This window comes from Variovorax sp. 01N429 (genome assembly GCF_056399425.1).
The window spans coordinates 1-389 of sequence record NZ_JBFTRG010000198.1 but is presented as its reverse complement, the minus strand read 5'-3'; the positions used below and the strand labels follow the sequence as shown (position 1 = coordinate 389).

1 protein-coding gene is annotated in these 389 nt (G+C 77.4%); it reads left to right on the top strand.

Annotated features, from left to right (window positions below):
• Nucleotides 1-389, top strand: a 389-nt coding sequence (locus AC1DSF_RS31235) for an ROK family protein (RefSeq protein WP_478184186.1), incomplete at both ends; no start/stop codon positions are given.

Here is a 389-nt window from a genome sequence, read left to right as displayed (position 1 = left end):
CGCCGGAATAGTGTCCGAGGGCCGGGTCTACCGCGGCGCCCTCGGCGCGGCCGGTGAGATCGGCCACATCCCGGTCGCGGGCGGCCGCGGACTGCGCTGCTGGTGCGGCAACGTCGACTGCCTCGAAGTGCTGGCGAGCGGCCGGCACCTGGTGGAGACGCTGGCCGCGCACGGCGCGGCGGTCGCCGGGGTCCGCGACGTCGTGGCGCTGGCCGCGGCCGGGCACCCCGAGGCGGTCAGCCTGGTGCGCGAGTCCGGCCGGCTGCTCGGCGAGGTGCTGGCCAGCGTGGTGAACGTGCTGAACCCGGCGGTCGTGGTGCTCGGCGGCGACCTGGCCGACGCGGGCGATCCGCTGCTCGCCGGGGTGCGCGAGGTGGTCTACCGCCGCT